General features: G+C 57.2%; 22 protein-coding genes. 9 read left to right on the top strand and 13 right to left on the bottom strand.

From position 1 onward, the window contains the following. Positions 1–62 precede the first annotated feature (62 nt). The 9 genes from pal to AC2FLZ_RS04775 all read left to right on the top strand — a co-directional run bounded on the left by pal (position 63) and on the right by AC2FLZ_RS04775 (position 9,426). The gene (gene pal / locus AC2FLZ_RS04815; protein WP_480518818.1) at positions 63–569 is read left to right on the top strand and encodes a peptidoglycan-associated lipoprotein Pal; all 507 of its coding nucleotides are present in this window, start codon (positions 63–65) and stop codon (positions 567–569) included. Between the two features lie 4 nt (positions 570–573). Further along, complete coding sequence (gene ybgF, locus AC2FLZ_RS04810) at positions 574–1,398, top strand: tol-pal system protein YbgF (RefSeq protein WP_480476809.1); 825 nt, start codon at positions 574–576, stop codon at positions 1,396–1,398. Beyond that, positions 1,389–2,648, top strand: a complete 1,260-nt coding sequence (gene tilS, locus AC2FLZ_RS04805; RefSeq protein WP_480473727.1) for a tRNA lysidine(34) synthetase TilS — start codon at positions 1,389–1,391, stop codon at positions 2,646–2,648. Before ybgF ends, tilS begins: the two co-directional genes overlap by 10 nt. Before the next feature lie 75 nt (positions 2,649–2,723). Continuing rightward, positions 2,724–4,640, top strand: a complete 1,917-nt coding sequence (ftsH, locus tag AC2FLZ_RS04800; RefSeq protein WP_496881886.1) for an ATP-dependent zinc metalloprotease FtsH — start codon at positions 2,724–2,726, stop codon at positions 4,638–4,640. A gap of 99 nt (positions 4,641–4,739) precedes the next feature. Next, complete coding sequence (locus tag AC2FLZ_RS04795) at positions 4,740–5,336, top strand: MOSC domain-containing protein (RefSeq protein ID WP_496881896.1); 597 nt, start codon at positions 4,740–4,742, stop codon at positions 5,334–5,336. Between the two features lie 144 nt (positions 5,337–5,480). After that, positions 5,481–7,157, top strand: a complete 1,677-nt coding sequence (locus AC2FLZ_RS04790; protein ID WP_480586122.1) for a formate--tetrahydrofolate ligase — start codon at positions 5,481–5,483, stop codon at positions 7,155–7,157. A gap of 55 nt (positions 7,158–7,212) precedes the next feature. After that, positions 7,213–7,518: a chorismate mutase gene (locus AC2FLZ_RS04785; protein ID WP_480473724.1), complete on the top strand. Its 306-nt coding sequence runs from the start codon at positions 7,213–7,215 to the stop codon at positions 7,516–7,518. 51 nt (positions 7,519–7,569) lie between these two features. After that, complete coding sequence (gene folD / locus AC2FLZ_RS04780; RefSeq protein WP_480554481.1) at positions 7,570–8,460, top strand: bifunctional methylenetetrahydrofolate dehydrogenase/methenyltetrahydrofolate cyclohydrolase FolD; 891 nt, start codon at positions 7,570–7,572, stop codon at positions 8,458–8,460. Positions 8,461–8,832: 372 nt separating this feature from the next. Continuing rightward, complete coding sequence (locus AC2FLZ_RS04775) at positions 8,833–9,426, top strand: LytTR family DNA-binding domain-containing protein (RefSeq protein WP_496881885.1); 594 nt, start codon at positions 8,833–8,835, stop codon at positions 9,424–9,426. A 2-nt stretch (positions 9,427–9,428) separates the two neighbouring features. Here AC2FLZ_RS04775 and pdeM read toward each other — a convergent pair whose 3' ends face one another. The 13 genes from pdeM to cpaB form a co-directional block, all read right to left on the bottom strand. Further along, positions 9,429–10,091: a ligase-associated DNA damage response endonuclease PdeM gene (gene pdeM / locus AC2FLZ_RS04770; RefSeq protein ID WP_496808837.1), complete on the bottom strand. Its 663-nt coding sequence runs from the start codon at positions 10,089–10,091 to the stop codon at positions 9,429–9,431. A gap of 40 nt (positions 10,092–10,131) precedes the next feature. Continuing rightward, on the bottom strand, positions 10,132–12,543 hold the full coding sequence (locus AC2FLZ_RS04765; RefSeq protein ID WP_480554479.1) for a ligase-associated DNA damage response DEXH box helicase: 2,412 nt from the start codon (positions 12,541–12,543) through the stop codon (positions 10,132–10,134). A 40-nt stretch (positions 12,544–12,583) separates the two neighbouring features. Further along, positions 12,584–13,891: a DUF8689 domain-containing protein gene (locus AC2FLZ_RS04760; RefSeq protein WP_480473719.1), complete on the bottom strand. Its 1,308-nt coding sequence runs from the start codon at positions 13,889–13,891 to the stop codon at positions 12,584–12,586. A 117-nt stretch (positions 13,892–14,008) separates the two neighbouring features. After that, positions 14,009–14,554 carry a prepilin peptidase gene (locus tag AC2FLZ_RS04755; protein WP_480554478.1) on the bottom strand — a complete coding sequence of 182 codons (546 nt, stop codon included), beginning with the start codon at positions 14,552–14,554 and terminating at the stop codon, positions 14,009–14,011. A 3-nt stretch (positions 14,555–14,557) separates the two neighbouring features. Beyond that, positions 14,558–15,409, bottom strand: a complete 852-nt coding sequence (locus AC2FLZ_RS04750; RefSeq protein ID WP_496881884.1) for a tetratricopeptide repeat protein — start codon at positions 15,407–15,409, stop codon at positions 14,558–14,560. Positions 15,410–15,439: 30 nt separating this feature from the next. Beyond that, positions 15,440–16,024, bottom strand: a complete 585-nt coding sequence (locus tag AC2FLZ_RS04745) for a tetratricopeptide repeat protein (protein WP_480473716.1) — start codon at positions 16,022–16,024, stop codon at positions 15,440–15,442. 9 nt (positions 16,025–16,033) lie between these two features. After that, positions 16,034–17,014 (bottom strand): type II secretion system F family protein, encoded by a 981-nt coding sequence (locus tag AC2FLZ_RS04740; RefSeq protein WP_480604995.1) that lies wholly within the window; start codon positions 17,012–17,014, stop codon positions 16,034–16,036. Between the two features lie 10 nt (positions 17,015–17,024). After that, positions 17,025–17,993: a type II secretion system F family protein gene (locus AC2FLZ_RS04735; protein WP_480518841.1), complete on the bottom strand. Its 969-nt coding sequence runs from the start codon at positions 17,991–17,993 to the stop codon at positions 17,025–17,027. Between the two features lie 11 nt (positions 17,994–18,004). Then, positions 18,005–19,450, bottom strand: a complete 1,446-nt coding sequence (locus AC2FLZ_RS04730) for a TadA family conjugal transfer-associated ATPase (RefSeq protein ID WP_480473713.1) — start codon at positions 19,448–19,450, stop codon at positions 18,005–18,007. Between the two features lie 23 nt (positions 19,451–19,473). Continuing rightward, positions 19,474–20,709: a CpaE/TadZ family protein gene (locus AC2FLZ_RS04725; protein ID WP_480518844.1), complete on the bottom strand. Its 1,236-nt coding sequence runs from the start codon at positions 20,707–20,709 to the stop codon at positions 19,474–19,476. 221 nt (positions 20,710–20,930) lie between these two features. Beyond that, the gene (locus AC2FLZ_RS04720; protein WP_480554477.1) at positions 20,931–21,554 is read right to left on the bottom strand and encodes an OmpA family protein; all 624 of its coding nucleotides are present in this window, start codon (positions 21,552–21,554) and stop codon (positions 20,931–20,933) included. 17 nt (positions 21,555–21,571) lie between these two features. Next, on the bottom strand, positions 21,572–22,945 hold the full coding sequence (locus tag AC2FLZ_RS04715; protein ID WP_496881883.1) for a type II and III secretion system protein family protein: 1,374 nt from the start codon (positions 22,943–22,945) through the stop codon (positions 21,572–21,574). 193 nt (positions 22,946–23,138) lie between these two features. Next, on the bottom strand, positions 23,139–23,667 hold a 529-nt coding region (gene cpaB, locus AC2FLZ_RS04710; protein WP_496881882.1), incomplete at its 5' end, for a Flp pilus assembly protein CpaB.

Below are 23,667 nucleotides of genomic sequence, written 5' to 3'. Positions count from 1 at the left end.
GTTCACAACAAATCGTCCCTGTGGTAGACAGGCGGCAATAAACATAACACGAGGCACCTGAAATGAACGTATTGAGCAAAGTTCTGGCGCTGGGCGCGCTGAGTGTGATCGCCGCCTGCACAAGTAATGACCCCTCGGCCTTGGGCGGCGGTGGTAGCGGGGGCATTGGATCTATTGTCCCCGGATCACCGAGTGATCCGCGCTCGCCCGCGTATTTCCAGCAAACGGTCGGGGACCGTGTCCTGTTTGCCGTTGACCAGTCGACCTTGTCGCCCGAGGCGCAAACAGTGCTGCAAGGGCAGGCAGACTGGTTGCTGGCCAATCCGGATTTTGTCGCAACGATTGAAGGCCACGCGGATGAGCAGGGCACACGGGAATACAACCTTGGTTTGGGTGCCAAACGCGCTAATGAGGCACGAGAATACTTGATTTCACGCGGAGTTGCGGGCAGCCGCCTGAATACCGTGAGCTATGGCAAGGAACGCCCGATCGAGATTTGCAGCACCGAGGAATGTTATTCCAAGAACCGCCGTGCGGTAACGGTTCTGACCGGGTCAACTCTGGGGTAAGATGATGCGCATTGCAGGATGGGTTTTGGCGGCGGTTGTGGCGACGGCTGGTGTTGCACAGGCACAGGATCAGCAAACTCTTGCAGATATCCGTCAGGAACTAACGGTGCTACATGTGGAAATTCAGCGTTTGAAACGCGAGTTTTCTACCACGGGTTCACCTGCACCGAACCTGTCCGGCAGTTCGGTCCAAGAACGCGTTGTCGCGATCGAAGCGGAATTGCAGCGCCTGACCCGCCAAACCGAGCAGTTGAACCAGCGGGTGCAGAACATTGTCACTGACGGCACCAACCGAATCGGTGACCTTGAGTTCCGGCTGGTCGAACTGGAAGGCGGCGATTTGACGACATTGGGTGAGACCTCGACATTGGGTGGTGACACGGCCGCTGTGATCACCGGGCCAACAAGTATCGAAACGCCAACGGCGACCGATCATGGTGAACTGGCCATAGGTGAACGTGCTGATTTTGATGCAGCCTCGCAAGCGTTGGCCGATGGCGATTTCCAGACTGCTGCCACGTTGTTTGCGCAGTTTGAAACAAGCTATCCCGGCAGTCCGCTGGCGCCCGAAGCCAACCTGAAACGCGGTCATGCCCTTGAAGGGATTGGCGACACGCGCGAAGCGGCCCGAGCATTCCTGGCCAGCTTCACGGGTGATTCCGAGGGCGCATTTGCACCCGAGGCGTTGTACGAACTGGGTGCGGCGCTTGGCCGTTTGGGACAGACTGATCAGGCCTGCATCACTCTTAATGAGGTCGGAGTACGCTTTCCTTCTGCGCCAGAGTTTTCGAACGCCACGCAGGAGATGACCGCGTTGGGATGTACTTGAACCATCACTCCAGCAAACTACTTGCAGACCTTCGCGCCCGGCTACCCGAAACACTTCCGCGCAAGTTGGGTATTGCAGTTTCGGGAGGCGGCGATTCTGTCGCCTTAATGCACCTTTTGCATCATGTGGCGCAGGATGAGGCTATCACCCTTTTCGTTGCCACGGTCGACCACGGGTTGCGCCCCGAATCCGCGCGCGAGGCCGAAACGGTATCCCTGCAGGCGGCTGCGTTGGGGATGCCTCATGACACGCTGCGTTGGTCGGGATGGGACGGTACCGGCAACTTGCAGGACCGCGCACGTCAGGCGCGGTATGATTTGTTATCCGAATGGGCAAAGGGCCGCGGAATCGATGCCATTGCGCTGGGCCACACCGCAGATGATCAGGCGGAAACACTGTTGATGCGGTTGGGCCGATCATCCGGGGTCACGGGCCTGTCCGGAATGGCGGCCATTCGGAAACAGCGGGGGCTGACGATACTGCGCCCGATGCTGGGGATTGCCCGTGAACAGCTGCGCACCTATCTGACTGGGGCTGGCGTGGCATGGGTGGACGACCCTTCGAATCAGGATGCCCGTTTCGATCGGATCAAGGCGCGCGAAGCTTTGGGTGGTCTAGAACCTTTGGGAATTGATGCGCTTTCATTGTCCCGCGTGGCTGACAATCTGGCGCAGGCACACACGGCACTTGGCATCTGTGCGCAAGAATCCGCACGGTCCGTGGCGCAAGTGGATCAAAGTGACGTGAGGGTGAACCGGGCCGGATTTGCCGCGTTGCCCCTTGAGATTCGGCGCCGTGTCCTGCTGGGAATCCTCTCGTGGGTTGCCGGGTCGGGTTATCCCCCGCGTCAGGCGGCAGTGGATCGGGCGATGGATGCAGTTGCGAATGGGCAATCGGCGTCAGTGGGCGGTTGTCTTATTGTTCCACACGGCGGGAGTGTTTGGATTTGCAGGGAATTTAATGCCGTGAAATCTCAGTTGGCTGCACCCGGTGCTGTGTGGGATGGCAAATGGCGGCTGAGCGGACCGGCAACAATGGGCGCAGAAATCCGTGCTTTGGGGGGTGAGGGGTTGCAACAGGTGCCCGAGTGGCGGGCAACCGGGCGTCCCAGGATAGCTTTGACAGCGACGCCTGCGGTTTGGAATGCGGATAGGGTGCTGGCCGCCCCGCTTGCGGGTCTCGCGAATGGTTGGCATGCCAGTCTTGCGTCAGATTGGCCCGAGTTCCACACATCTTTTTTATCGCATTGAACATACGACAATCCTCTCTATTTTAAGAGGTAACTTGGCAGCGTCTCACCTGCCGGAACTTTTAGGAGAATTTCCTTGGGCAACGCTCGCAATATCGCGTTTTGGGTCGTTTTGTTCCTGCTCATCCTTGCACTGTTCAATCTGTTCAGTGGACCGGGCGGAACGCTTCAGAACAACGAGAAAACCTATTCCGACTTTGTCGGTGCCGTCCAAAGCGGTGAAGTCAAGAATGTGACCCTGGATGGTGAGCAGATTCGCTATACCCTGCAAAGCGGTGCCAGCTATGTCACGATCAAACCCGGCGACGCCGAAGTGACCAAGCTTCTGATCGAGGAAAACATACCAGTCCAGGCCGTAAAACAGCAGCAATCAGGGTTTCAATCGTTCCTGATCACGCTGCTGCCTTTCCTGCTGCTGATTGGTGTCTGGGTCTATTTCATGAACCGGATGCAGGGCGGCGGCAAAGGTGGCGCGATGGGCTTTGGCAAGTCCAAGGCCAAGATGCTGACTGAAAAGCATGGCCGCGTGACCTTTGATGATGTTGCCGGTATCGACGAAGCCAAGGAAGAGCTGGAAGAGATTGTCGAGTTCCTGCGAAACCCGCAGAAGTTCAGCCGCCTTGGTGGCAAGATCCCCAAGGGCGCGCTGCTGGTTGGCCCTCCGGGTACCGGTAAGACGCTGCTGGCCCGTGCCATTGCGGGTGAGGCGGGCGTGCCGTTCTTCACCATCTCGGGTTCGGATTTTGTCGAAATGTTCGTTGGTGTGGGTGCGTCTCGCGTGCGCGACATGTTCGAGCAAGCGAAAAAGAATGCGCCCTGTATCGTGTTTATCGATGAGATTGACGCTGTGGGTCGTCATCGCGGCGCCGGGTATGGCGGCGGCAATGACGAGCGTGAACAAACGCTCAACCAGTTGCTGGTCGAAATGGACGGGTTTGAGGCCAACGAAGGTGTGATCATTCTGGCAGCCACCAACCGCAAGGACGTTCTGGACCCTGCGCTGCTGCGACCGGGCCGGTTCGACCGTCAGGTCACAGTCGGCAACCCGGACATCAAGGGCCGCGAGAAAATTCTGGGCGTTCACGCACGCAAGACACCGCTGGGTCCCGATGTTGATCTGCGCATCATCGCGCGCGGTACGCCGGGCTTCTCGGGTGCGGATCTGGCCAACCTCGTGAACGAGGCCGCGTTGATGGCGGCGCGCGTGGGCCGTCGCTTTGTCACCATGGAAGATTTTGAAAACGCCAAGGACAAGGTGATGATGGGGGCCGAGCGCCGCTCGATGGTGCTGACTCAGGATCAGAAGGAAAAAACAGCCTATCACGAAGCGGGTCATGCTGTTGTTGGTCTGTCTCTGCCCATGTGCGATCCGGTCTACAAGGCGACCATCATACCGCGCGGCGGCGCGCTGGGTATGGTCGTTTCGCTGCCGGAAATGGATCGCCTGAACTATCACCGGGATGAGTGCGAACAAAAGCTGGCGATGACCATGGCAGGTAAGGCGGCCGAGGTCATCAAGTATGGCGAAGATCACGTGTCGAACGGGCCTGCCGGGGACATCATGCAGGCCAGCCAATTGGCACGTGCCATGGTGATGCGCTGGGGAATGTCGGACAAGGTCGGCAATATCGACTATGCCGAGGCCCATGAGGGATACCAGGGCAATACTGCCGGGTTCTCGGTATCGGCTCATACCAAGGAACTGATTGAAGAAGAGGTAAAGCGCCTGATCCAGCAAGGCTATGAACAGGCGCACAAGATTCTGACCGATCATAACGAAAAATGGGAACGTCTGGCCCAAGGTTTGCTGGAATACGAAACGCTGACCGGTGACGAAATCAAACGCGTCATGAACGGGGAATCGCCCGGCGACAGCGATGACCGGAACGACAAGTCGGACGAGGGCAGTGCGCCCAGCGTGACAGCCATCCCCAAGACCAAGGCCAAGAAATCACCGCCTGAGGGCGGGATGGAACCTGAACCGACAGCATAACCAGCAAGAACCCGGGCTCTGACCCGGGTTTTTTCTCTTTCCATCAGAGCGTTACTGGGCATTATGCGCTGGCAGACACCAATGGGTAGGGAAGCGCGTATGCCGTTTTTGCGGGAAACCGAATTTGCAGCCGAAGTCGTTTGGCTGGGCCTTGTTCCTGCCGGCGGATCGCTTCGTGCCAAGCCCGTGGAGTTGCTGGATCTTGGGTTTGAGGGCGCGAAAGGCGAACGGCACGAAGGTCTGAACCGTGCGTCCTGTGTTCGGGTCTCGAACCTCTATCCCAAGGGCACTGAAATCCGCAATGTTCGTCAACTTTCGGTGCTGTCCTTGGAAGAGTTGCAGCAGATCGCGCAGAACATGGGGCTGAACCAGCTTGACCCGTCTTATCTGGGCGTATCCATAGTGCTGAAAGGTGTTCCGGATTTCTCGCACATTCCGCCGTCCTCGCGCCTTCAGGCGGTCAACGGGCTGACGATCACTGTGGATATGGAAAACGCACCCTGCGTATTGCCCGGTCGCGAAATCGAAGCGGTTCATCAGGGGTATGGTGCAGGGTTCAAACCCGCTGCCGTCGGGCGCCGGGGTGTCACGGGATGGATTGAACGTCCCGGGCGCATTCAACTGGGCGATCACCTCAAGCTCTTTGTTCCGGACCAGCCTGCCTGGAGCCCCGAAAATATGCAGGTTTCCGATTAGTTACCGATGAAGTGACCTGACGACGCTTCGCGACGCCAGAATGTCGGAATCCATGGCTAATCAGATTGTACACAAGGGTATGGAATGCGTAGCGCCGACGTTTGACGTCGGTTTTGCACGGTATTCAATCAAGGACCCCGGCCAATGAGCTATAAATCCGACATCGAAATTGCGCGTGAAGCGAATAAGAAGCCGATCCAGGAGATCGGCGCGAAGCTTGGAATATCCAGTGATGATCTGTTGCCGTATGGGCATGACAAGGCGAAGGTGAGCCAGGAGTTCATCAACTCGGTTCAGGGTCGTGAGGACGGCAAGCTGGTGCTGGTGACGGCGATCAACCCGACGCCTGCGGGTGAAGGCAAGACGACCACAACGGTTGGTCTGGGTGACGGTCTGAACCGGATCGGCAAGAATGCGATGATCTGTATCCGCGAGGCCTCGCTGGGTCCGAACTTCGGCATGAAGGGCGGCGCTGCGGGGGGCGGCTATGCGCAGGTTGTTCCGATGGAAGAGATGAACCTGCACTTCACCGGCGATTTCCACGCGATCACCTCGGCCCATTCGCTGCTGTCGGCGATGATCGACAACCACATCTATTGGGGCAATGAATGCGAGATCGACACCCGCCGGGTCGCATGGCGTCGTGTGGTTGACATGAACGACCGCGCCCTGCGCCAGATTACTGCCAGCCTGGGCGGCGTGTCGAACGGGTTCCCGCGCGAAACAGGTTTTGACATCACCGTAGCGTCCGAGGTCATGGCGATCCTGTGTCTGGCCAACGACCTGAAGGATCTGGAAAAGCGTCTGGGTGACATCATCGTGGCCTATCGCCGCGACAAGACCCCGGTCTATTGCCGCGACATCAAGGCCGAAGGCGCGATGACCGTTCTGCTGAAAGACGCAATGCAGCCGAACCTGGTGCAGACGCTGGAAAACAACCCGGCTTTTGTCCATGGCGGCCCGTTCGCCAACATCGCGCATGGCTGCAACTCGGTCATTGCCACCAAGACCGCGCTGAAAGTGGCTGACTATGTGGTGACCGAGGCGGGCTTTGGCGCCGATCTGGGTGCCGAGAAGTTCATGAACATCAAGTGCCGCAAGGCGGGCATTGCGCCCTCTGCCGTGGTTCTGGTTGCCACCGTGCGGGCGATGAAGATGAATGGCGGTGTCGCCAAGGCCGATCTGGGCGCCGAGAATGTCGATGCGGTCAAGGCGGGCTGCGCCAACCTGGGCCGCCATATCGAGAACGTGAAGTCGTTCGGTGTGCCGGTTGTTGTCGCCATCAACCACTTTGTCACCGACACCGATGCCGAGGTTCAGGCGGTGAAGGATTATTGTTCCTCTCACGGGGTCGAGGCGGTTCTGTCGCGCCACTGGGAACTGGGCTCGGAAGGGTCTGCCGATCTGGCCCGCAAGGTTGTGGAAATCGTCGAAGGGGGGTCTGCGAACTTCGCGCCGATCTACCCCGACGAGATGCCGCTGTTTGAGAAGATCGAAACCATCGCCAAGCGCATCTACCGCGCCGACGAGGTTCTGGCCGACAACAAGATCCGCACGCAGCTGAAAGAATGGGAAGCTGCGGGGTATGGCAACCTGCCGGTCTGCATGGCGAAAACCCAGTACAGCTTCTCGACCGACCCGAGCTTGCGGGGCGCGCCCACCGGCCATTCGGTGCCGGTGCGTGAGGTCCGCCTGAGCGCGGGTGCAGGCTTTATCGTGGTTGTCTGCGGTGAGATCATGACCATGCCGGGCCTGCCCCGCAAACCGGCCGCGGAAACCATCTGCCTCAATGACGCAGGTGAGATCGAGGGCTTGTTCTAAGCCGCTGAATAAGACATCTCGTGGTCCGGGACCCCCGGGCCATGAGGAGACGATGATGCCCACTCTGACACCGCCGCAGGACTGCCATTCGATGCGGGATCTGCGGGTTCAGATCGACAGGCTGGACCGCCAGCTGATCGGGATGCTGGTGAGGCGCGCAAGCTATATCGACCGCGCGTCTGAGCTTAAGCCGGGCGAGGGCCTGCCCGCCCGCATCCCGGACCGGGTCGAGGATGTGGTGCAAAAGGTGCGCGCCAGTTCGCAGGCGGCGGGGATGGACCCCGATTTGTCCGAAACGCTCTGGCGCATTCTGATTGACTGGTCGATTGCACGTGAGGAACGTGTGCTCGGCCCCGAGTAAAGACCGGGCGCGTTCTGCGCCCGTTTGGGTTTTGAAAGAAGGGACCAAAGGATGGTAGCGCAGGTTATCGACGGGAAGGCCTTTGCCGCCAAAGTGCGCGCGCAGGTGGCCGATCAGGTTGCAAAGCTGAAAGAGGAAAACGGCATCACCCCCGGCCTGGCCGTGGTTCTGGTGGGAGAGGATCCGGCCAGCCAGGTCTACGTCCGCTCGAAAGGCAAGATGACCGTCGAGGTTGGCATGAACTCGTATGAGCACAAGCTCGATGTGGAGACCTCCGAGGCGGACCTGCTGGCGCTGATCGACAAACTGAACACTGATCCGGCGGTGCATGGCATTCTGGTACAGCTGCCGCTGCCAAAACACCTGAACGAGGATCTGGTGATCAACTCGATCGATCCGGCCAAGGATGTGGACGGCTTCCACATCTCGAATGTGGGCCTGCTGGGCACTGGTCAGAAATCGATGGTGCCCTGCACCCCGCTGGGCTGCCTGATGATGCTGCGCGATCACCACGGGTCGCTGTCGGGCATGGATGCGGTTGTCATCGGTCGCTCGAACATCGTGGGCAAGCCGATGGCTCAGCTGCTGCTGGGGGACAGCTGCACTGTGACCATCGCGCATTCGCGCACCAGGGACCTGCCGGATGTGGTGCGCCGCGCCGATATTGTCGTGGCCGCTGTCGGCCGCCCCGAGATGGTGCCCGGCGACTGGATCAAGGAAGGCGCCACCGTGATCGACGTGGGCATCAACCGCATCGAACGCGATGGCAAGACCAAGCTGGTCGGCGATGTCGACTATACCAGCGCCGCCGAGCGCGCCGGCGCCATCACCCCCGTCCCCGGCGGCGTCGGCCCCATGACCATCGCCTGCCTGCTGGCTAACACCCTCACCGCCTGCTGCCGCGCAAACAAACTCCCCGAACCAGAAGGCCTGACCGCCTGATACACGCGGGGCCGGATCGGACCCTTCGGACCGGCCCCCTTTTTTGGCAGGCAAAGCTCCAGCCAAATCGCCCCCTGACTGCATGGGCAAAGCGCCCTGAATGGGTTTGACAGCCGAACAAATCGTGATATCCCTGTAATCCCAGCTGGTTACAGGTGAAGGCACTATTGTGTTTGACACATTCGGGGTGAGCTATGCTAATTCATGCACAAAAGCGGTATGACGTCTAAAATAAGTATAATCCTGAAGGCATTTTCACCGCAACGTGTGGTAGCGGGTTTGGTCTTTCTTCCTTTACTTGCATATGCGTTTCCACCCTTCCTTGATTCTGACCTGTCATTTGGACTGCGGCTTGTATTCTGGGCGGGAGTGATGGTCCTTGCTTTGACGGTTGCCGGGCTTGCCAGAAAGCTGATGCGGAAGAACCCCGTTTTCCTGAATGTTCCGGCGAGGGATCTGGCATTTGTTTCTTTGACCTTGGCATTGTTCACGCCTTCACTTTGGATGTTGGCCTGGGTTCTTTTCACCTGTGGTGGATATATGGCGCCGGACGCCGAGAGGATTGTGGTTTATGGCGCTTTGTTCGCGACAGGCTTGATGCTTGTACAGCGCAACGATCTGAATGCCGCGGCAATTACTGAATCTGATCTTGAAAAACCACGACTTGTCAAACGCTTGCCACCCAGATTCAACGGGCAGATCTATCGCTTGACCGTTCGGGATCACAACGTGGATGTTGTCACCTCAGAAGGCACCTTCACGCTCCGGTCGCGTTTCACAGATGCGATTGCCGAAATGGAGCCTGTCCCGGGTCATTGCTCGCACCGTTCGCATTGGGTCACCGACGCATCCATTGTAAGTGTCGAAAGGGAAGGCAGTAAAACCTATCTGAAATTGATCAATGGTGATCTGGTTCCGGTCAGCCGGAAATACAAACCGATGCTGGAAATGGATGGCCTGATCTGAACCTATTGCGGCATTGGCAACATGTATGGACGCGGACCTGTGAGGATCGCCATCGCCTGCGATCCCATCAGTGCCGACAGCACTTGATCAGAGCTGCGAAGCCCCCCGGTAAAAGCGCCATAGGCCGGAAGTATCATGCGATGATCATTCAGCAGAAAAGCGGGGCGTGAAATATGACGTCCCTTGACCCTGATCCGGACTTTTGGATGGTAATGGCCGGAAACTTCTCCTCGCGCGGGATCCTGCGCGATATGACGGAAAACAAGCGGGCCACGGTGCCATTCGAACAGATGGGTTCCCCCCAGCTCAATAGGACCGGGATCGTGGTTCCCCTCAATCCAGATCCACTGACGTCCGGACTGTAAGGTCGCGATCCTTAGCATTTCTGATTTTGGCAGCGCCCGGGCAGCCTCAAGATCATCGAAGCTGTCGCCCAGACATACAATGGTTTTGGCGTTCGTTTGTCCCAGGTCATCTTTCAGGCGGTCCAGCGTTTCACGGCTGTCATAAGGCGGAAGTGAAGGCCCACCACGCCGCGCGACGCGCTCGGATTTACCCAGATGCAAGTCCGACACGCACAGCAAGCTTTCGTCTGGCCACCAAAGCGCACCGGACGGCAAAGCACACAGGCGCTGACCCGCAAAGGGAAACTCAAGTTCGTTCATGATACGTTCTTGGCCTGTTTCAGGGCCCGGCGCAAGCAGATCAAAGCTGTTCCAACCCCGCCGCTTGCAGCAGCCGCGCGCTTTCTTCCGCCAGAAGCCTTTCTTCGGCACTGCCTTTCACCGGCACTTTGCCAACCTCCAGAAACAGTGGCGCTGACAGGGGTGAAACACGCTCCAGCCGCACCAGATCAATCCTGTCGCCAATTCGGGCCAGCATTGTTTCGATCCGACCGAAATCGACAAGCCCACGCATGGCTTCCTCGCGGGTGATCTGCATCAATAGGTGATCGGGATCGTATTTCAGCAAGGTGTCATACAGGATATCGGACGAAAACGTAGCCTGCCGCCCGCTTTTGCGCTGCCCTGCCATGTTGCGTTCGATCAGACCGGCAATGGTGGCCGATGCACGAAACGTGCGCTTCATAACGGCGTTACCTGCCAGCCAGGTGTCAAGCCTGTCGCGCAGTGCATCGGGTTGAAGCAACGGACGGGGATCGGTAACCGCGTCCAGACCCCAGATCAGTGTGGCATAGTCCGTGGCGACAAAACCCAGCGGGGCCAGTCCGGTCTCCTCCATCCGTTTTGTCAGCAACAGGCCCAAAGTCTGTTGTGCATTTCGTCCGGCAAAGCCGTAGACGCAAAGATGTTCACGCCCGTCGCTGGGAAAGCTCTCGATGAGCAGCCGGTCACGCTGGGGCAGGCGGGACATCTGGCGCTGCAAATCCAGCCATTCAGACGTATGAGGGGGAAGCTGTGGCCAGTCAGTTTGGGCAAACATGTTCAGGATGCGGTCGCTAAGCTGAGTGGAGGTTGCGAATTTCGTGCCCGAGAAGGTCGCAATCTTTGGCTTTCGGTCAGCGTGCCGCGTGACTTCGACCACCATCTCGCGCAGCCCCTCATACCGCACGATTTGCCCACCGATCAGGAAGGTGTCGCCGGGCGTTAGCGAGGCAGCGAATGCTTCTTCTACTTCTCCCAGTGGCTTGCCGCCCCGGTTGCGTTTCAGACGAACCTTGAGCGTATCCGTGTCCTGAATCGTGCCCAGATTCATACGAATTCGCGATGCGGCGCGCGGGTCGCGCAGTTGCCATTGCCCGTCGGCGCCGTGTTGCAGCCTTTGCCAGCGATCATAGGCTTGCAGAGCATAGCCGCCGGTAGCACAGAAATTCAGGCAGGCGTCAAACTCGGCCCGCGTCAATTGAGCGTAAGGCCCGGCGGATGTCATCTCGGCATAAAGATCATCGGCGTTGAACGGTCCGGCGCAAGCGGCAATCAGGATATGCTGGCACAAAACATCGCGCGGGCCACGGCCGCGGGGTTCCCCATCCAGCTCATGGGCTTTGGCGGCCTCTAGCGCGGCGACGCATTCGACCACTTCGAAGCGATTGGCAGGTACCAAAAGGGCTTTGGAAGGTGCGTTATAGCGGTGGTTGGCCCGTCCTATCCTTTGCACCAGCCGTTTGACATTCTTGGGCGCGCCGATCTGGATCACCAGATCGACATCCCCCCAGTCGATGCCCAGATCCAGCGAACCGGTGCAGACGATGGCGCGCAAGTCACCCCGGACCATCGCCGCCTCGACCCGCTCGCGCTGCTGCCGGTCCAGACTGCCGTGATGGATGCCGATGGGCAGACCGTCATCATTGGCCAGCCACAGGTTGTGAAAGAATATCTCGGCCTGGGCGCGCGTATTGTGAAAGATCAATGTGGTCTTGTGCTGCTTGATCTGCTCCAGCACGGCTGGAATAGCATAAGCCGCGCCACCGCCAGACCAGGGCGGCATCTGCGACGTTTCCAGCATTCGGATATCCGGGTCCGGACCGGGGTCGGCCTGTACAATCTGGCAGGGATCAGGGTGGCGGGCCAGAAAGCGGGCAATCGCAACAGGATCTTCCACCGTCGCCGACAACCCGACGCGGCGCAGATCGGGATTGAGGCGTTGCAGGCGTGCCAGCGCCAGCATCAGCTGATCCCCGCGCTTGCTTTCAGCCAGTGCGTGGATTTCATCGACGATGATCCGCTGCACACCTTCAAACATACGCGGGGCATCCTCGTACGAGGTCAGCAACGCCAGACTTTCCGGCGTGGTCAACAGGATATGCGGTGGATCAGCCCTTTGGCGTTTCTTCTGCGTGGCTGAGGTGTCACCGGTTCGATCCTCGATCCTGACAGGCAGGCCGATCTCATCCACCGGGGTGCGCAGATTGCGTTTGATGTCGGCGGCCAGCGCCTTGAGCGGCGAGACATAGATCGTGTGCAATCCATTGTGGCCAGCATCCGCAAGTTCAGCCAGCGACGGCAGAAACCCGGCCATGGTTTTGCCGCCACCGGTGGGCGCAATCAGCAGTGTCGCCGGGCTGAATGCGCGGTCGAACATCTCTTGCTGATGCGGGTGGATGGACCAGCCTTTGGTGGAAAACCACGCGGCAATCCGTGCGGGAATCTGCGTCATGAACGCAGACTACCCGCCCCAGAGTGGTAATGGCACGGCGTTATTTGACGATTTTCTCGTCTTTGACGAACATGTTGGCCCAGGCCCGGTCGATCAGTTCGGGGCTCATCTGATAGGGGATGCCTTCGAACTCGCAGATCGAGATCATCTGGTCGATCAGAAAGATCGGTTGATAGTTGGCGTAGATGTTGTTGATGGTCGGGTATTTGACCTTCAGCAGGTGCACCAGCGCCGCCTCATCCAGCGGCATCCCGCGTTTGCGCGCAACCATGGCGAAAATCTTCAGGAAGTTTTCCTGATTCGGGCCGTCGATCTTGATCTTGAAGAAGATCCGGCGCAGGGCCGCCTGGTCAAATATCTCGTTCGGGTGGAAGTTGGTCGAGAAGATGACCAGCGTATCAAACGGAACTTCGAATTTCTCACCCGATTGCAGGCCCAGGATATCCTTGTTCTCTTCCAGTGGAACAATCCAGCGGTTGACCAGCGCCTGCGGTGGTTCGGCCTGACGGCCAAGGTCGTCCACGATAAAGATGCCGCCCGTGGATTTCAGCTGCAGCGGTGCCTGATAGGTTCGCGCGGTAGGGTTGTAAACCAGGTCCAGCATACTAAGCGACAGTTCACCGCCGGTGACCACGGTCGGGCGTTCACACTGTACATAGCGTGAGTCGAAACGTTTGCGGCGGCGCAGGCTGTTCGGGTCGTCGGCCTCCTGCTCGATCGCGGTGTGCACGATCGGGTCGTAGACCGTGATCACCTGCCCCGCATATTCGATGGCGTAGGGCACATAGACATTGTCCCCCAGCGCATCGCGAATGCCGTTCGAGATGGACGATTTACCGTTGCCCGGCGGACCATACATCAGGATCGACCGGCCTGCGCTGACTGCCGGGCCTAGATGATCCAGCAGGCTGTCGGGCAGAACCAGATGGCCCATGGCGTTGGTCAACTGGTCGCGCGTGACCTGAATGTTGCGGATCGATTGACGTTTGACTTGCTCGCGATAGACATCCAGCGGGACGGGCATCGCACCGAAATACTCGGACTGGCTGAGGGCATCCAGAGCGCGGGCCTTGCCGGCATCAGTCAGCTGATATCCCATCTCGTTGCCGCTGTTGGCGTTCAGCGTCCCCATTGCCTCAAGCAGCTTCTGCTCGCGTGCGATGTCGATCAGTTCCTGGGTCACAGCGCCAGGCAGACATATGGCCGCAGAAACTTCTGACACGGTGCTGGTGTTCTTGCGGAATATGGTCTTCAGCAAGATATCCCGCATCATCACCAGCGGAAGCTTCATTTCGCTTAACCCCTTCGGGGTAGGGGGGGCCATAACAGAGGAAGTCTGCATATTCATGCGCGGTGCTCGTTCGTCAAATTGTAACGCCAACTGCCCGAATAAGGGCGACTTGAAGGAAAAATGACCCAGCTTTGTGGCGGGACAAAGGCAGCGGCAAGGCGCGCTGATGATAGTTTACGAACCGAGAACAGTACCCAGAATCAGATACATGGCCAGCGAGCCACCCAGTGCGAACCCCATGGGGAACTGCTTGCCCCGATCCCAACTTTCCCAATGTGGCGCAATGGTGCGCAACCTTGTGATTTTAGCCAAACGATGCGTGACCACGGCGGCCAGAATACAGGCGGTCAGAATAAGCAGCACCAGCTTTAGATCGCCAAGCCAGACAAATGGCGCGGACGCGGCAAGAAACTTAGCGTCGCCCGCGCCCATTGCCCCTGACGCGTTCAGAAGAATGCCGAAAATCAACACCACGGGGATATGCAGAAGGTGCCAGAAATAGATCGGCATCGACACATTGATCAGCAACAGATGACCGCTGACCGTGCCGGTGGACCAGGGCGGGATGGCAACCAGCCCGACCACGACAAAAATCAACGCCAGCGCAACAACTGCATGGTTTTTGATCCGCATCTCACGCATATCCGTGAAGGCCACGTAAAAGCAGATCGGCAGCACGAAGGGCAGGAACCATGCCGCCGCCGCAGCGGGGATTTGCATGTGTCAGGCCTCTTCAAGCGCACGAAGCGAGCGGACCGCTTCATCGAAATGCTGCGGATGGGTGGCAATGGCCTCGCGGAACAGGTTTTTCGCGGTTTCTACATCGCCCTGCTTGACCGCGGAAATACCCATCGTATTCAGCAGTAGCGCCCGTTCAACCTGGGTCATCGGCACCACTGGAAGGCTATAGTTGCCCTGCGCTGACCGGGCCAGCACCAGATTATTCTTGGCAGTGAACAAAGAGCTGTCCTGGCGGACTGCGTCGGTGAACAGGCGTTCGGCCTCGGCATACTGGCCACGGGTCAGTTTCGAATACCCCCAATTGTTCATTACGCTGCCCGGGCGGGTGGTCAGCCCAACGGCCGTTTCATAGAAATGATCAGCCCGCTTCCACTCTTTCCGGGAATCCGCGACCACCGCCTCAAGGCGATAGCGTTTAAATGTTTCGTACGTTGGGGGAACCGTATCCAGAACGGTTTTGGCCTGAGACCAGTCGCCATTTCGCACCAGCGCATCGGCGTACTCGACCTTGTCTGCGGCGTTCGTACCCTTCATTGTCGTCACGCGCTTCCACGCTGCTGCCGCTTCGGTGGTGCGTTTTGCGCGTCCCAGGGATATTGCCAACCCGCGCTGAAGATCGATGCGATCAGGGTTCTTGAGTGTGGCACCGTGAAAATAGGTCACTGCCTCATTCGGGTCGGCGGCACTCAACAACACATCGTTCAGGTTGGTTTCGTCAATAACGTTCACTTCCTGAAACGTCCGTTCCACTTTTTCCTCTTCGGATTCCTTTGCACAGGCCGAAAGGATCAGACTGCTGAAAACAACAGCCGGAATCAAGAATTGCTGGCGCATTTTTTGCGTCCTTTACTGCTCTTGCCTCGATTACTGGATTTTGCGTAGCGCGAATTGCCCGTCGCCAAGCTGCTCCAGTGTATATTCTTGTTGTTCTTGCGGGATATTATTAACAGGATTTTCCATTTTTGCGAGTGCTAAGCGCAGATTGTCGCGGATTGCGTCACTTTCGCCATTGTCCAGCGCGTAAGCCCGTTGAAAGACCTGCGCCGCTTCGGGGTACTCCTGTTTCTCCATCAGCAGAACGCCCAGATTATTCCATGCAACAGGCCAATCCGGATCGCCTTCCACGGCACGGCGCAGCAATTTCTCGGCCTGCCCTAAACGCCGCAACCCAAGATTGGCCGTACCCAGAGAGGTCAAGACCTGTGTCGTCATACCCTGGTCCAGCGCGGCGCGGGTAAAAGTATCAAGCGCCAGTTCGTATTCACCGGCAGCCATCAGCCGGTTTCCGACCTCGATATTGTCTTCTGCTTGTCCCCTGGGATCAACTCCCGGCGCATCCAGGCCGTTCGGCGACAGGCCTTCTGTGCAAGAAGCCACCATGGTGCAAACCACGGTGGCCTTAAGTATTCGGCGAAACCCGGACGGGAAGCACCAGAATTCAGCTTTCATAGGGTTTTATCATCCTGCGCGCCCGAAAGTTGAAATGACATTCGCCGACGGGCCGACCAGAATGATCAGCAGTGGCGGAACTGTCAGCATCATTGTGACAAGAGTCATCTTCGTAGGCAACTTGTTCGCAGCCTCCTCGGCGCGCATCACGCGTTTGTCACGCATCTCAGAGGCGTAAACCCGCAATGCTTCGGCAATGGATGTACCGAAAGTTGCCGACTGGATCATCACGGTGACGAATGAGTTTACGTCCTGTACGCCGCAGCGCACTCCGAAGTCGCGCAATACAGTGTCTTTGTCCTTACCGGCTTTCATCTCGTGTGCGACGGTTTCGAATTCCTGAGCGATATCGGGGTAGGAGGATTTCATTTCACCGGACACACGAACGATGGCCTGGTCCAGTGACTGTCCGGCCTCAACGCAGACCAGCATCAGGTCAAGCGTATCGGGAAAGCCTGCTGTAATTGCCTCTTTGCGTGCTTCGACCCGGCGTGTGATCCAGTATTTCGGGGCGAAATAACCAATTGCGGCTGGCACGAACACCCGGATCATCATTTGCTGACCGGTGAATTCCTGACCGTTTGAAAGGACCGTAATCAGCAGAACACCGACAACGATACCAATGATACCTAGCGAAAACTGCGCAAAGTGAAAGAACCGGACCGCATCTTTTGACCGATATCCCGCCTGACGCAGCTTCAGCTCAACCGCCGAATACTCTTCTTCGTTTTTCGGCTCCAGAAAAGTCGCGAATTTCTCGAGCTGCTCATTTCGACTGGAGTTTCGCAGTTGCTCTTTCTTGCTTTTTTTCGTTGCCCGCGGGGCCGCATTCGACCGCTGAAGTTTTTTCAGAGGATCTTCCGGCTGGCTCATGATCAGTGAGACAGCGACAAGAACCATGATCAGGCCAAGTACACCCACCACGATAAGGGGGCCGAACTCACCCAGGTGTTGAGTCAGCAGATCATTGATGTTGGTCAGAAATTCCATTGTGCTGCCCTCAGACCTTGATGTTGGTGATGATCTTCATGACGATCAGGTTCAGTGTCAGCAAAATGCCGACAACGAAACACGCAGGGATGAACCAGGGGTGGTCCAACACTTCGTCATAATACCCTGGGTCCTTGACCAGGATGAAAATCAGACACGCAATTGGGAAGCCAGACAGGAACTTGCCTGACCATTGTGCTTCGGCCGTGATTGCCTTGACACGCCGGAACAGGCGGAACCGCGCACGGATCACCTGTGCCAATCCAGCCAGAATTTCGGCCAGGTTACCACCGGACTGCTGCTGAATACCCACAGCAACCGCGAGGAACCGCAAATCCTGCATATCCAGACGTTCAGCCATATCCTTCAGAGCCTCGCCCACATCGCGACCATAGGCGCATTCATCCGCGATAACACCAAACTCGGTTCCCAGCGGATCCTGAACTTCGTTCGAAACAACCTGAATTGTCGAAACGAAAGGATTACCCACACGCAGCGAACGCACCATCAGCTCAACCGCGTCAGGCAGCTGCTCTTCGATCATTCCCATACGTTTCTTGGCCTTGTGGTTCACCCACGCGTAAACGCCGCCAATACCGATGGCGATTGAAATCGCGGCGCGCAGCGCTGTGTCTGTCGCGGTACCGATGCTCAGACCCACAAACGCCATGGCCGAGACCAGCGCCATGATCATGATCAGTTGACGGGGAGAAAACGCAATGGCGGCTTTTTGAGCCTTGTCAGCAAGCAGCGAATACAGAGGGATGCTCTGTGATTTCATGTGCTGCTGCATTTCCTTGCGCAGCTGCTCCAGAACCTGTTCGCGCCCGGCACCCTTTTCCAGCATGTCCAGACGCCGGTTGACCCGGCTGTTCAGACTGATGGATTTGCCGAACGCAACCAGATAGATGCCCTCGACCAGGGCAAGAACCCCCACAAAGATGGCGACATAGATGATCGCCTCCATAGGCAATTGCATACCCGGTTCTCCTACATTGTGGTTGGGTCGTAGATGGATGCGGGCAGATCAAAACCCCACAGACGGAAGCGTTCCGAATAGTGGCTGCGCACCCCAGTTGCCGTAAAGTGACCGATGATCTTGTTGTCAGGTGTCAGGCCAACACGTTGAAAACGAAAGATTTCCTGCATCGAAATCACGTCACCTTCCATACCGGTAATCTCGGTGATCGAGGTCATCCGGCGCGAACCATCCTGCAATCGGCTGGCCTGAACGATTAGGTTCACAGCGCTTGCGATCTGGCTGCGGACGGCCTTAATGGGCATTTCGATGCCGGCCATCGCGATCATGTTTTCCAAACGTGAAATCCCGTCACGGGCCGAGTTCGCGTGGATCGTGGTCATCGAACCGTCGTGGCCAGTGTTCATGGCCTGCAACATGTCGATCACCTCGGCGCCGCGTGTCTCGCCGACGATGATGCGGTCAGGTCGCATACGCAGGGCGTTTTTCAGACAGTCGCGCGGGCTGACCTCACCTTTGCCTTCCACGTTAGGCGGTCGGCTTTCCATCCGGCCCACATGGGTTTGTTGCAGCTGAAGTTCCGCCGTATCCTCGATGGTCAAGATGCGTTCGGCATCGTCGATAAAGCTGGACAGAGCGTTGAGTGTGGTCGTTTTACCGGAACCGGTACCGCCCGACACGATGATATTAAGACGGGTTGATACGGCAGCCTGCAAATAGGCAGCCATTTCCTCGGTGAACGCACCGAAACTGACTAGATCATCAATACCCAGCTTGTCTTTTTTGAACTTACGAATCGAAACCAGAGACCCATCTACCGCGATAGGGGGCACCATGGCGTTGAATCGCGATCCATCGGCCAGTCGGGCGTCAACATAAGGGTTGGATTCATCAACACGACGGCCCACCGCAGACACGATCTTGTCGATGATCCGCATCAGGTGCTTTTCATCCTTGAACGTGATGTCGCTGATTTCCAGCTTACCGGCACGTTCCACGAATATCTGATGCGGTCCGTTGACCAGAATATCGTTGACCGTATCGTCCTGCAGCAGCGTCTCAAGCGGACCAAGACCCGTTACTTCGTCGTACAGTTCTTTGTTCAACTGCGATCGGTCATCGCGATTCAGAACGATGTTCCTGGTTTCCAGAACTTCGCTGGCGATTGCGCTGATTTCGGCTCGTAGCTCCGCTTCGGCTGCGGTCTCCAGAGCCGCTAGGTTCAGGTTCTCCAGCAACTCGCGATGCAGTTCGATCTTGATCTCACTCAGCCGTTCCTTGCGTTTTCGATCACGATCGGCCCCGGCAACCTCAGCCGTTTTTTTCTGAGGTTTACGTACGACGGCCGTTGCTGCGGGGCTGGGGGCAGCTTGTGCGGCGGGTGCCGCCGTTTCGACCGGCTGCGCTGCCGCTTTGACGGGCTGCGCTGCTGGCTGTTTTTTATATCTTGAGAACACGGCGATCCCCCCTTGGGATGATGTTACGCAGCTTCAGCGCTGCTGCTGCCAAGGCTGTGAAGTGATTTGGCCAGCTTCGCGATTTCTCGGCGAAGCGGGTTCTTGGCGGCTGAATTGGCCAGCGGCAAACCATGGTCGCCACTTTGCATGACAGGCTTGCCCCCATCAGGCAGCAGCAGGTCAATTGAGATGCCAAGGCTTTCCCCCATGCGTTTCACGCGGCTTTTTCCATTCAGGTCGGTGAATTTTGGGGCTCGGTTCAGCGCAAAGCGCAGCTTGTTGAAGGGCAGTTCTTCGGCCTGCAACGCGCGCTTGAGGCGCAGGGCATTCTGAGCGGACCGCATGTCGAGTTCGATCATTGCAAAATATACATGTGCAGCCTGCAAGACCGTTTCCGACCACAAGACCAGCGTCTTGGGCATATCCACAACCACATAGTCGAAATGTGTGCGCGCCATGTCAATCACGCGCTGGATGTCTTCGGGGGTAATCAGGTCCAATGGCACCATGTCGGATGGCGCGGTCAGAACTTGCAGTTTTTCTTCATATGTTTGAAGGGCTTGCGAGAAAACCTCGCTATCCATCGAATCCGTATCGGACAGCATTTCGAACACCGTCTCGCGACGCGCCAGGTCCAGATAGGTTGAAACCGTGCCGTATTGCAGATCCAGATCGATCAGACAGACGGACGGGGCATCCTTGTCCGATGCACAGGCCAGCTCCCAGGCCAGGTTCACCGCCAAAGTCGTGGAGCCCACGCCACCGGCAAGTCCCTGAACGACGAACAAAGCGCCTTCCTTTGATTCGCCATTTGCCAATGGAACAGCTGCGGCTTGTGCCATGACAACCGGATCGGGCTGCTTCATGCGTTCTACCGCTTCCTGCAATTCACCTTCCGGAAGCGGGTAGGGGACAAACTCGTCCGCGCCCTTGCGCAGCAGTTGGTGGAGCGAAGCAGGTGTGACGTCCTCGGCGATCAGGACGACCTTGATTTTCTTTTCCTTGGCCCGCGTGATGATTTCACCCATCAATGACAGGTTGTCTTCATCTTCCCCGTCGATTGCCAATGCAACGAATTCAAGCGCTTCGGCTTCTGGCTGGCTGAAAAAGGCCAGCGCTTCGGCAAAACCCAAGTCGCCCCAGCGCTCGCCCAGAATGGTTTCCATGTCTTCAATCAGAAGATCGAAATTCTGGACATCCCGGCTTATGGTGCAGGCCAGGATTGCAGAAGTTTCGTCTTGCGGCGTTGCGCTGGTCATAAACACTATCCTCGTCGTGAGGGCTCAGCATGTCATATGAACGAATTCCGCCAGATTGATGTGCTGTCGCCCCAATACGGTCAAATTTGGCCGCAGGTCACCCTATTTTTCACAATGTTGCTTTGAAGTTGGGCAAGAATTGGGCGCAAAAGAACCAATTGTAGGGAAATGGGCGACGATGTCGCCCATTCTGCTTGTATTATCCACCAATGCCTGCGGCACTAGTTGGCCGTATCTGTTGTTGATACGTTCTCGATCACGCTCTTCCACGTCGCACTTTCAACGTATTCGCGATAGATGATGTTCGCGTATTTTCCGTCGAGCAGTTGCGGGTGACGGTCAACAAAGCCAGAAACTTCCGTTACCGTCCGACGGTTGCGGCGATCCCGATTCGGTGTAGCGATCAACGGTTGCGTTTTTCCAAAGGATACAACGGCTTCAAGACGTGAACGTGAGATGCCTTGTCGTTCAAGGAACGCGACGACGGCCTGTGCGCGGCGTAGCCCAAGGCTTTTGTTGTAGCTGGTTGAACCTACGGCATCTGTATGTCCGTAAACCCGGAATCTGGCTTCGGGGAACTGTTTGATCCAGTCAGCCTGCTGCAACAGTATGCTTTGCGCTGATGCGTCCAGTTGCGAACTGTTGAAGGCAAAGTTCACTTGGCTGGGTACATCTGCGGCAAATCTGCGGCCGAGAATCTGAGCATAGGTCAATTCGCCGTTTTGAACCTGTATATTGTTCAATGTCGCGTTTCCGAAGGTTCCGGCATCGATCTCGTATCCGACCTCGCGCGTACATGCGGCAACGGCGACCGTAAGACCCAGTGTGATGATCCACTTCTGCATTGGTCCTATCCTCCTGATCAATCTAGGACGTAGCCGTACGAGCTGCCAAAATTCTGTTTGGCAACTTCGGATGCTCCGCCGGCTCCGGGACGCTGTGTACGAGCAACCCGACCATTCACGAACAGGTCAAATTCGCTGGGCGGTTTGACACGATCGGTGGGAAGGGCTAGCGCCTCGCCACGCGTCGGCGTCACCAGATGCGCCGTGATGATGATGACAAGTTCACTTTGTTCACGCTGATAATCAGCGCTGCGGAACAAGGCCCCCAGAACCGGCACATCTCCCAGCCACGGCACTTGGTTGACCTGGTCCACAAAGTTGTCCTGAAGCAGTCCAGCGATGGCAAAGCTTTCCCCGTCGCGCAACTCTATTGTGGTCTTGGCTTGCCGCACGATAAAGCTGGGAACGGTGTCTCCATTAATTGTGAAGTTCGTGCTGGTGTCGATGCTCGAAACTGATGTGCCCATTTCAAGATTGATCAGGTCGCCGTCAACAACCCGCGGAATGAAGTTCATATTGACACCGAAGGGTTTGTACTCGATTGCCACGACACCGTCGTCTTGCGGCACCGGAATCGGAACCTCACCACCAGCCAGGAACGTTGCTTCCTGCCCGGACAGAGCCGAAAGGTTCGGTTCGGCAAGGTTGCGTACAAGGCCCTTCGACTCGAGGGCTTGCAGCAGCAAGTTGACCTGAGCTGATCCGACCCCGAAGCCAAACAACAAGACACCATTTTCCACGGTGACAGGGGGAACAAGGTTCTGCGGGTTGAAACCACCGACAAAATCAGTGCCCGCAATTGAAAGCGTTGAAGAAAGCTCTTTTGCGACTGAGCGATTCATCTCGGCGAAGCGTACTTTCAGCATAACTTGCTGCACGCCACCCACGGACATCAGATTCGAAACACGTTCCGGCGCGTACCGTTCAGCCAATTCAAGTGCGCGGGCCAGTTTGGCCGCGCTTGAAACCGTGCCAGACAGTACGATGCCGTCATTGGCGGTGCGTACTTCGATTTGCTCGCTTGGCAGGATCTGACGCAGACGCTCTTTAAATTCGGTTACATCGGGCGAGACCCGGACACGTACGTTGGCCAGCAGATTTCCGGCGCCATCGAACAGTGTCAGTGTGGTCAGGCCAGGGGCCTTACCCAAAACATAGATTGTGCGATCCGAAAGCGAAGAGATATCCGCAATGCCTGCGTTGGCAATGCTGAGCTCTGCAAACGGTTGTTCGCTTTCCACAACAATCGCGCGGTTCATCGGAACGTCCAGCGTTTCCACTGTGCCCTTTTTTACCACGCGAAGGGTTTCAGCCCAGGCGGCATCGCCGACCGGGCCCATAACAAGCGACAACCCCAGCAGGGTTGCGCTGATCCAGGAACGTATTGTCATGTGACCTGCCTCTCCGATCACGCCTCATTTTTTGGGTCTTTTGCCCTATGTGCTAAGAGACTGCGCGAAATCCGAATTTATTGCAATAATCAATGGTTTCTGGAATTTTCCTTATGTGGAGAATTGGCAACAACAATAAGAAAAGAGCCGCATCAGGGATGCGGCTCCAATCTTGTAACACTCTGAATTGGCGTCAGTTTGTACAGGGGATAGGCACGTTGACAATCTCGCCGCCGCGTCTAATGCGTGTCGTGCAAACCTGTTCAACTTCTTTTTCGGGTTCCGGTGCGGCTGCCGTAATTCCAAGCAGTTTGCGCTGATCCACCTCGATTGCCGACGCAACTGAGTCATCCTGCACCCCAACAAGGGCCAGTGACAGGCGACCGGTGTTCTGCGCCTGCGCCAGCGCAGCAACCTGTTCCGGTGTGGCTGCGACCGTAACTGTGCGTGCAATCGTTGCACTTGCGACGTCCGAACCAGCGGTCTGGTCGACGGCGATGAGCTGAACGTTGGTTTCGATCAGTTTGGTGATGCCGCCAGAATTCCCTTCTACCGTTCCGCTCGATCCGGTCCAGTAGATGTCGACATTATCGCCGGGGCGCAGGAATCCTGAAACACCAGAGGCCACGTCAACGCTAATCGCAAAGGCGCGCATACCTCTTTCAAGACGAGAGGTCAAACCGGCCGATTCGCCAGGCTGTGTGATCTTGACCTCCATGATC

Source organism: Ruegeria sp. YKSF131 (assembly GCF_059612645.1).
This window is presented reverse-complemented; position numbering and strand designations above follow the sequence as displayed.